This is a genomic window from Bacillus paramobilis (assembly GCF_038096195.1).
Lineage (GTDB): Bacteria > Bacillota > Bacilli > Bacillales > Bacillaceae_G > Bacillus_A > Bacillus_A mobilis.
The window spans coordinates 4,995,001-5,005,000 of record NZ_CP151108.1 but is presented as its reverse complement, the minus strand read 5'-3'; the positions used below and the strand labels follow the sequence as shown (position 1 = coordinate 5,005,000).

Here is a 10,000-nt window from a genome sequence, read left to right as displayed (position 1 = left end):
CTAAGGTCCCAAAGTGTGTATTAAGTGGAAAAGGATGTGGAGTTGCTTAGACAACTAGGATGTTGGCTTAGAAGCAGCCACCATTTAAAGAGTGCGTAATAGCTCACTAGTCGAGTGACTCTGCGCCGAAAATGTACCGGGGCTAAATACACCACCGAAGCTGCGAATTGATACCAATGGTATCAGTGGTAGGGGAGCGTTCTAAGTGCAGTGAAGTCAGACCGGAAGGACTGGTGGAGCGCTTAGAAGTGAGAATGCCGGTATGAGTAGCGAAAGACGGGTGAGAATCCCGTCCACCGAATGCCTAAGGTTTCCTGAGGAAGGCTCGTCCGCTCAGGGTTAGTCAGGACCTAAGCCGAGGCCGACAGGCGTAGGCGATGGACAACAGGTTGATATTCCTGTACCACCTCTTTATCGTTTGAGCAATGGAGGGACGCAGAAGGATAGAAGAAGCGTGCGATTGGTTGTGCACGTCCAAGCAGTTAGGCTGATAAGTAGGCAAATCCGCTTATCGTGAAGGCTGAGCTGTGATGGGGAAGCTCCTTATGGAGCGAAGTCTTTGATTCCCCGCTGCCAAGAAAAGCTTCTAGCGAGATAAAAGGTGCCTGTACCGCAAACCGACACAGGTAGGCGAGGAGAGAATCCTAAGGTGTGCGAGAGAACTCTGGTTAAGGAACTCGGCAAAATGACCCCGTAACTTCGGGAGAAGGGGTGCTTTCTTAACGGAAAGCCGCAGTGAATAGGCCCAAGCGACTGTTTAGCAAAAACACAGCTCTCTGCGAAGCCGTAAGGCGAAGTATAGGGGGTGACACCTGCCCGGTGCTGGAAGGTTAAGGAGAGGGGTTAGCGTAAGCGAAGCTCTGAACTGAAGCCCCAGTAAACGGCGGCCGTAACTATAACGGTCCTAAGGTAGCGAAATTCCTTGTCGGGTAAGTTCCGACCCGCACGAAAGGTGTAACGATTTGGGCACTGTCTCAACCAGAGACTCGGTGAAATTATAGTACCTGTGAAGATGCAGGTTACCCGCGACAGGACGGAAAGACCCCGTGGAGCTTTACTGTAGCCTGATATTGAATTTTGGTACAGTTTGTACAGGATAGGCGGGAGCCATTGAAACCGGAGCGCTAGCTTCGGTGGAGGCGCTGGTGGGATACCGCCCTGACTGTATTGAAATTCTAACCTACGGGTCTTATCGACCCGGGAGACAGTGTCAGGTGGGCAGTTTGACTGGGGCGGTCGCCTCCTAAAGTGTAACGGAGGCGCCCAAAGGTTCCCTCAGAATGGTTGGAAATCATTCGTAGAGTGCAAAGGCATAAGGGAGCTTGACTGCGAGACCTACAAGTCGAGCAGGGACGAAAGTCGGGCTTAGTGATCCGGTGGTTCCGCATGGAAGGGCCATCGCTCAACGGATAAAAGCTACCCCGGGGATAACAGGCTTATCTCCCCCAAGAGTCCACATCGACGGGGAGGTTTGGCACCTCGATGTCGGCTCATCGCATCCTGGGGCTGTAGTCGGTCCCAAGGGTTGGGCTGTTCGCCCATTAAAGCGGTACGCGAGCTGGGTTCAGAACGTCGTGAGACAGTTCGGTCCCTATCCGTCGTGGGCGTAGGAAATTTGAGAGGAGCTGTCCTTAGTACGAGAGGACCGGGATGGACGCACCGCTGGTGTACCAGTTGTTCTGCCAAGGGCATAGCTGGGTAGCTATGTGCGGAAGGGATAAGTGCTGAAAGCATCTAAGCATGAAGCCCCCCTCAAGATGAGATTTCCCATAGCGTAAGCTAGTAAGATCCCTGAAAGATGATCAGGTTGATAGGTTCGAGGTGGAAGCATGGTGACATGTGGAGCTGACGAATACTAATAGATCGAGGACTTAACCATATAATATGTAGCAATGTTATCTAGTTTTGAAGGAATATGCCTTCATAGTTTGGTGATGATGGCAGAGAGGTCACACCCGTTCCCATACCGAACACGGAAGTTAAGCTCTCTAGCGCCGATGGTAGTTGGGACCTTGTCCCTGTGAGAGTAGGACGTCGCCAAGCAACTTTAAGACGAGTCAGTATGACTCGTCTTTTTTGTATGTTTTCATACCTCTGTTAATTGCCTGCTTAACTCCTTCTAAATAGGCGAATCCATGCTTTTTATCTGGTTCTAAGTAAGTACCTTCTGCCCATTCATTCCAAGCATTAATAAATAAAAACTCGCTATCATAAAGGGAGAACGTACGGTGAATTTGCTTGCTTAAATATATTATGAACTTCTCAGGAGTAGAGCCTACAAAGATGCTGCTATTTAAGTCTTTGCGGCGTGCTGTGTTGTCCCAGTCCACAAAGGCACCGGGAAATGTTTTTTTCTTTGGAGGAGATCGCTTTAGTATATACATCCACACTTTATCATAATCCCAAGCGTTTATTTGTTTACCAGATTCATATATTATTTTATTTATGTCTGAAGAGCTATCATGAGCAATTGTATAAAAAGGTTCGAATTGAATGCTAGCATCGAATCCATTTATATTAGGAAGTGGAAAGCTGTTTAATGTTTCTACAAAGTATATACCTTTCAAACCATGTTCTTGTGCGAGTGTATCCCAGTAATTTAGCATTTGCTCACAATCAGGAATATGCCCAGGGCGATAAATAATGAATAGTGGTTTATCATCTATACGGATATACCTCTCATCTTGGAAAGCTTGTAATAAATACTCGAAGTGTTCTTTCCAATCTGATAATTCTCCGTAATCTTGAGGAATTAATATGTGACTATCAAGACCATCCCAAGTTTTTGTCCACGGTTCATTTGCCCAAGAAAGGCAAAATGGAAAATCTGGTTCCTTCATCTGAAGTACCTCATTAAAGGGTGTCTCCAATAGCCTCTTTCCTTTAAACCAGTAATGGTAATAACAAAAACCATATATACCGTGTGCTTTGGCGATTTCTGCTTGCCACTTTCTTACGGATGGGGTGGTTAAGTCATAATAAAAATCTTGATAAGGTTCTCTAGGTTGATAATGTCCTGAAAATAAAGGTCGTGCACTTTTAGTATTTGTCCATTCAGTAAAACCTTTTCCCCACCATCGGTCATTTTCTTTTATTTGATGAAACTGTGGTAAGTAAAAAGCAATTATTTTCAAGATATATCCCCCTTATGTTCTTCGTAGTTCAAGTGGTGGGAACTTACTTTTGATTTTTGGGATTCAGTTTAAAGCGCGAGATATGTTATTTACTTACTGTTTTTGTATGCTCCACAATGAATTCATTTTTACAGTTTGCTCGATATGGATGAGATAAATAACTCTTTTCATTATGAAATCATGTGCATTACCATGAGTGAAAAGAGTTAATCTTTTTGGAGAACAAATAGAGCTTGGGGTAATCTGTTTGCATCATCAAAAAAGTTCCGTAGCTTTAAATACTTCTCATAGTGATTTTTAATATAAGTTTTAGGTATAACGGTTTCCACGTAGAAGCTACTATTTCTAACGTCTCCAGCTCCTGTAGGGCTGTGGACAAAATTTCCGCTTTCATAATCTGAGATGGCACGATTTATATCTGGAAAAGCTTGAGATAAAGTTTTATGCCATCCCGTTTGAATTAATTCAGGGTGTTCCTTAAATTGTTGACAGAAATCGAGAAAATAGCGTGCTTGTGTTGTGTCGATGAAGATGCCACCTGGACGAAGAATTCTTGAAAATTCCTTTACCCAATTTTCTGCAGTTTCTTCGGATAAATGTAAAAATACAGAATAAGTGAATATGATGTCTAATGAATTGTCATTAATAAATTCTACAGGAGGTTGTGGGGGAGCTATTTTATATCTGCCTCTTCCTAATGTTTCGTTACAAAGGTTAATCATCGCAGGATCTACATCAATACCAAGTAAATTTTTATGGCGAACATCTTTGAAAAAGAAGCGTATGATTCTTCCCCATCCGCAACCAAAGTCTAAAATTTTCCGTTCTTTATTCAAGGGAACGCCTAAATTATGGGCATATGTTTTTACAAGGCTATAAAACAAATATGCTTCATAAAGAGCATGTTCATAGGAAACACCTACAAACTGTTGTTGGATTTCTTCGGAAGGGAACATAGGTACTCTGGGATGCCATTTATCTTTGTTTGTGAGCAACTTTGTATAAATAGATTAAGAAGTTCAACATCAGAAAGCGGGCTAACAAGGTTATCAAAATCACTTCCTAACTTAAAGTTATTCATTTGTTAACCTCCAAATTATATAGTGCCTAAAAATCATTTTCGTGTTTTTTACTAATAAAAACATGTAGAAATTCAGCATCTAACCCCAGGGGTCTATCCTTTTGTAAATAAATAATGGTATACATATTTGCATGTGTATAAATATATTCAATCATATCTTGGCCCCAATCAAATGTTACTAAAGACCCATTTTCATCAATAGGATTTCCGTGATAAATTGGTTCTTCAATATACTCAATTCCTTCCCTATTGATTCTTGCTCTTTGCAAGGTCTTTGGGAGTGTGTGATACCAAGGGACGGTAAAAACATGAGCGCCGCCAGGCTTTAATACACGCTCTATTTCTTTAAAGGCTTTGTTTGGTTCCATTACATGTTCAAAGACATCTTGAGTAATGAATAAATCAAAAGATTCATTTTGAAAAGTCATGTCTTCTAAGTTCTCGCATCTAATCCCTTGAAAGTATTGGCCAAGAGGATAGTTTTTAAAGTATTGAGAGTATGTATAGTTTTTGCAGTTTTTTATTAGTAGTTGAGTTGTAATCCCTCCAGGAGAGGATTCGTGGATATGATAGGAACCCCATTTTGGAAAAAATGTATTTAAAGCATGGATTAGAGCTCGCTGCCTTGGTATAGAGTGGCATGTAGAGCATAAGTAGTGATCTCTAAGCCAATCATTATGCTCTATAAATGTAGCTTTCTTCTCACAAATAACGCAATATCCATTATTGTGCTTCAAATTACCTTCCACATGACATCACTCCTGTGTAAAAAAATGCATATGACACACCCATCAACAATTAGCGAAAGCAAAGAGGATGGGTGAAAATTAAGAAATCTATAAAGGCAAGATTGATAGAAGGGAATAATTAGCGGGGGAGAACCCCACGCTAATTAAAGTTTCACTTTATGCTATGCGATACATTCGCTTTTATTCATTGAAGAATGTATCGATTTAAAATATCCCTTTTGTGTACGGATACATTTCAAAGTCTTGTGCATATATTTCTGTAACTAATGCCATGGTCTCTTCATCATAAAAACTTTCATATGTCGGAAAGCGAGGGAAGGCGGCATCCGTAATGCTGAGCTCTGCATAGCTTCCTGTATAAAGCATTTTATGAGCGCGATGATGATCTGAATTTGTAAGTAGCGCTAAATTGGATTTAACTAAATCGTACGTATGTTCTAGTTTGGTGATTTGAGTATTAAAATCTTCTAAAGGAATATAGTATTGGATGAATTTTTCTTCACCTGGAACGTATTGCTGGCTAAAATGTATATCCATTGCTAGGGAATTGGAACCGAATGCTCGAACGTAATATAGAAATTGTTTAAATGATATTCCTCGGTTACTATATTTATCATTATACAAATAATGGCGGATGCTTTCCCATTGAGGGCTAGCATATGGATTGTCAGCAAGTAATAAAAATGAGCTGACAGCCCTTGTATAGGGATTTCGCACAAGTTTACAAACATCTTTTTTTGCTGTTAGAAGCCCATTTTGTAACTCTGGTATGTAGGTGGTGTTGTTTTTATACACCCAGAATTCATAGTAATGAATAAAGTCATGGTATTTTTTTGCTTCATTAAACAATCCAACTTGAAAAAAGAACCAATTAGCTAAAGTAGTGCATCCGCTTCTATGGCTCCAGAATAGTATAAGGGGAAAGTCTTTATGGAAATGTGGGATTCGATCTTTATGTAGGATCACCTGATTTAAAAGCTCTTGATTTACATTCTTCATAAATGTAGTGCTCCTTTTTGAAAATTTTATTTATGGAGAGGGGAAGCTTTTACTAATCCAATATATTCATAGGAATGAGTAAATATTATGAGTGCTTTTTTGCGGTTAGCTTAAATAAGGTAGTAATTCTAAAAGGAAAATATAAAATAAAGATAATGAAAATTTATAAGGGGCATACAATTATAAGAGAATGAATAATAGAAGTGACCAAGTTCATTTATTTGTATTTCTAGGTGTGATAGGCAAAAATCTTATTACTAGAGAGGATACTATGAGGAAGAATAATTATTTAATAGTAGGTGGAAATAGTTTCATTGGTATTAACCTCGCGTTAGGTTTATTAAAACAAGGTCAAAATGTAAAAGTATTTTCTAGACATATAAATAATTTTCCTCAAAATATTATAAGTGAGGTTGAGTTTATTAAAGGTGATTTAGCGAATGTGGAAGATATATATAAAGCTTTAGTGAACGTGGATATTATTATTTATTTAGCTGCAACGTCTAATGTAGCAACTTCAATTGAAGATGTTTTTGGAGATATGAACAGTAGCTTTTTTTTTCTTAATTTCATGGAAAGTGTTAAAAACTTTCCTATTAAACGAATTGTATTAGCATCTTCTGGGGGCACCGTGTATGGTGAACCTGAATATTTACCTATAGATGAGAAACATCCATTAAAGCCACTTTCTCCTTACGGAATAACAAAAGTGTCGCTTGAAAATTACTTGTACTTTTATAAGAAAAAATATGGAATTGACTATGTTGTATGTAGATATTCTAATCCGTATGGGAAATATCAAAATCCTTTAAAGAAAGTTGGAGCAATAAATTGTTTTTTGTATCAGCATCTCAGTCATGAAAAAATTAATATATATGGGAATCCACAAGAGATTGTTAGAGATTATATTTATATCGATGATTTAGTTGAAATCACTATACAACTATCACAATTAAATCGCTTGAAATCTTGTGTGTATAACATAGGGAGCGGCAAGGGTCTCTCTTTAAAACGAATTATAGTAGAATTGGAGAAATTAACGGAAAGAAAAGTGGATATTATCTGCTATAAACAAAAGCAAGAAAATGTTCAAAAAATCATTTTAAATATAGATAGAGTAAGACGAGAATGTAATTGGGAACCGAAAATAGATTTCAAAAGTGGAATTAGATTAAATAAGCTATGGATTGAAGAGTTCTTATATAGTAAAAAATAATAAGCCATGCCCTACTTCTGTATAAGTAGAGCGTGGTTTATTATTTTATTTCTTTTTGTATTACCCAAAGGTCTTGATGTTCCCACCAAAAACCTTCAGTGTATTTTTTGATAATAGGGTTATAAGGTAATAATTTAATTTTGTCACATACGTAAGAGGGGCTAACGATCGTTTGCCCGTATTGATGAACATCTAAATCCAGTTGTTCGCTAGAGGGGAGAAACCAATAACCCTGTTCATTTAAATCGGGAAAGCTGAAGTACTTTTTACTTTGATAACCATGAGTTGTGAAAATGAATAAGCCGCCAGGAGAAACAGCATTATACAATGTTTGAAGCCAACGAAACCAGGTTGTATCAGGCATATGAGAAAAAAAGGATAGACAAAAAACAATATCATACGCAGACGAGGCTAATTTTACTTGTGCTGGTTCAGGGTGAGATAAGATAGATGAAGTATTTAATGTGCCTTCAATAAAAGTAATAGCTTCTTCGTGTATATCACAAGTAGTTATACTTAAGTTCGTTTGCTGATTTAATAAATGACGTGTTACGCAGCCATATCCGGATGCGAATTCTAATAATTGAATTGGAGTATTTACAGGAGGATAAAAGGAAGTAATTAAATCTAGGAGTGTTTCTGCTGATTTTCTTCCATCTTTAAAATAATAATCTATCGCTTCTTTTTTAGATGGAAAGACTGGATTCGTGACAAGGAATTGAAAGATGTGATCCTCTGGATGGATGCTTGCATTTACATTGTAGTCGTGTGCCATTTGAGAAATCAAATCTTTATTTGCCTCTATAAATTCTTTCAAAGAGTAACCCCCTTAAATGATAGTAACGTCTTACAAGAGATACTAATGGTGAGGGAAATATATCATTAAATCTTCAAATATACTTTAAGGTACTTTCTATATGTGTACATTTTCTTTTTTGAAATGTCGTCGATAGTAAAGGTTTCTTTAATGAAATTCTGCATTTGTACAACTTCACTGTAATGGGAATAGGAATCTTCTGTTCTCGTTACGCTATTTGTATGTCGTCTATGATAGTTTAGCGGCTTTGGATTGAAATAAATGTCCCCCTCTTTAAGGATAGAAACATAGAAAAACCAATCACCAGCTACTTTAAACTTTTCTAATTGTTTTGCTATTGTTTTCGTGTCTATGTTTTTAAAAACTACACTTGAGACATTAGGTATCGTATTTTTGATAAGTAACGTATCTTGTATTTCATCTATTCCTTTTCGGAAATAAGGACGCTGCCATTTTTCTTTATCAATATCATTTGTGTAATCCAAATAATGATTGGCCAGGATATTTCCCTGTTCATCTATTTGTTTTGATTGTGTGTAACCTAAGGTAACATCACTATTTATCTGAAACCCTTGTATTACTTCTTCTAAAAATGTCTGATCACATAAGTCATCAGCCTCTGCAATCCAAATGTAATCACCAGTTGCTGCAGAGACGCCTTTTATCCATTGTTTAAATACAGAACCAGAGTTTTTATCATTAATAATTTGCTGAACTTTTAGGTGGGGCTTATTTTCGTTTGAGAGCAGCTTTTCAAATATAGATACACTATTGTCAGTAGAGGCATCGTCTAGGAAAATTAGTTCGTAAAGGGGATAGGTTTGGCTGAATATGGATTTAATTCGGTCAGGTAAGTGTTTTTCGTAATTATAGTTCGGTACAATGACGCTTATTTTTTTATAATTATGTTCAAGCAGGTTTAATAATTGATAAATGTAATGAAGAAAGTTGAAATCTTTTTCAATAAGTTCTTGGCCAAAGCTACCTTTTTGGAATCGTAAATCTTCATCTCCAATAAATTCATATATTCTTTCCAGCATCATCGGTAAGTTTAAATAGTCTACTAATGCGCCAGTTTGTTCCGTAACAACATCTTCAAAACCTCCAGCGTTTTTAAACCCTATAACAGGGACTTTCGTATCTAATGCTTCTAAAACAACGTTGGGAAAAGGATCTTCTCTTGAAGTTAATAAATATAAATCAGCTCCGGCGTTATATAAACCGATATCTGGAGTAGGGTCCACTAATGTGAAATGTGCTGTATATCTTGGGGATAGCGTGTTTAAAAAGTGAACATCCGTTCTCCCAACCCAGATAAAATGAATATTCTTATGAACCTTTCTTACTGAGTAAGCAATAAGTGAGAATAAATCTATCCCTTTTCGATGATCAGCGAAACCTACTCCTAAAATGATTTTGCTATCTAGAGGCAAGTTGTGTTTTTTTCGTAATTCGCTTCTAGCTTTTGCAATATTGTTCTTATAAGGATTGTGGTTAAACAAGCCTTGAGGGAGAATGTGGCATTTTTGATGGTCTAATTGAGTGAGTGTACGGAATTTTTCATATACGTATTGTGAAGGGAAGACTATTTTGTAAGCAGAATCGGCAATATTTCTCGCTTTTCCTTCGGCAGAGTACTGTTGTATTAAATGCGGCAATTCATGTATTAATGAAATAACTTTTATATTGTGTTTAGCTAGTAATGCAACTATATCCCCACTTATGACGGTACTACATATAGCGATGGTATAGTCTTGTAATAATAACTTTTTTATTAACAATTCGACCTTTTCTTCCGTTGGGTAGTTTTCCTCTAGGCAATAAACAGGACCATACTTTTGAAAATCGTGGATTAAAATGCCCGTTCCAATAGAAATAATTGCGACAGAGTAGTTAAAGTTTTCTTTAAGAGCTTTAATAGTATGTAAAGAAAGCAGCTGCGCTCCGTGGAAATGGGCATCATGGGATACATAAATGATCTTTTTATTAACATGCATTTCATAA

The 10,000-nt window shown here is 37.6% G+C and carries 6 protein-coding genes, 2 rRNA genes and 1 pseudogene (1 of these 9 cut by a window edge); 3 read left to right on the top strand and 6 right to left on the bottom strand.

Annotated features, from left to right (window positions below):
* Together AABL52_RS25490 and rrf are read left to right on the top strand one after the other, a co-directional pair.
* Positions 1-1,879, top strand: a 23S ribosomal RNA gene (locus AABL52_RS25490) (it extends 1,043 nt beyond the left edge of the window).
* Positions 1,880-1,927: 48 nt separating this feature from the next.
* Positions 1,928-2,043 (top strand): 5S ribosomal RNA (rrf, locus tag AABL52_RS25485).
* Between the two features lie 14 nt (positions 2,044-2,057).
* Here the strand turns inward: rrf and AABL52_RS25480 are convergent.
* From AABL52_RS25480 to AABL52_RS25465, 4 genes and pseudogenes are all read right to left on the bottom strand, one after another.
* Positions 2,058-3,134 (bottom strand): glycoside hydrolase family 99-like domain-containing protein, encoded by a 1,077-nt coding sequence (locus AABL52_RS25480; RefSeq protein WP_341518680.1) that lies wholly within the window; start codon positions 3,132-3,134, stop codon positions 2,058-2,060.
* A 206-nt stretch (positions 3,135-3,340) separates the two neighbouring features.
* Positions 3,341-4,215 (bottom strand): annotated as a pseudogene (locus AABL52_RS25475) (class I SAM-dependent methyltransferase).
* A gap of 26 nt (positions 4,216-4,241) precedes the next feature.
* Positions 4,242-4,964, bottom strand: coding sequence for a class I SAM-dependent methyltransferase (locus AABL52_RS25470; protein ID WP_341518679.1), 723 nt, complete (start codon positions 4,962-4,964; stop codon positions 4,242-4,244).
* A gap of 204 nt (positions 4,965-5,168) precedes the next feature.
* The gene (locus AABL52_RS25465; protein WP_341518678.1) at positions 5,169-5,963 is read right to left on the bottom strand and encodes a sulfotransferase family 2 domain-containing protein; all 795 of its coding nucleotides are present in this window, start codon (positions 5,961-5,963) and stop codon (positions 5,169-5,171) included.
* A gap of 271 nt (positions 5,964-6,234) precedes the next feature.
* Here AABL52_RS25465 and AABL52_RS25460 point away from each other — a divergent pair, with 271 nt between their 5' ends.
* Positions 6,235-7,179: an NAD-dependent epimerase/dehydratase family protein gene (locus AABL52_RS25460; RefSeq protein WP_341519750.1), complete on the top strand. Its 945-nt coding sequence runs from the start codon at positions 6,235-6,237 to the stop codon at positions 7,177-7,179.
* A gap of 40 nt (positions 7,180-7,219) precedes the next feature.
* On the opposite strand, the gene AABL52_RS25455 is transcribed toward AABL52_RS25460, so the two are convergent.
* Positions 7,220-7,996: a class I SAM-dependent methyltransferase gene (locus tag AABL52_RS25455; RefSeq protein WP_341518677.1), complete on the bottom strand. Its 777-nt coding sequence runs from the start codon at positions 7,994-7,996 to the stop codon at positions 7,220-7,222.
* Between the two features lie 65 nt (positions 7,997-8,061).
* Complete coding sequence (locus AABL52_RS25450) at positions 8,062-9,993, bottom strand: glycosyltransferase (protein ID WP_341518676.1); 1,932 nt, start codon at positions 9,991-9,993, stop codon at positions 8,062-8,064.
* Positions 9,994-10,000 lie beyond the last annotated feature (7 nt).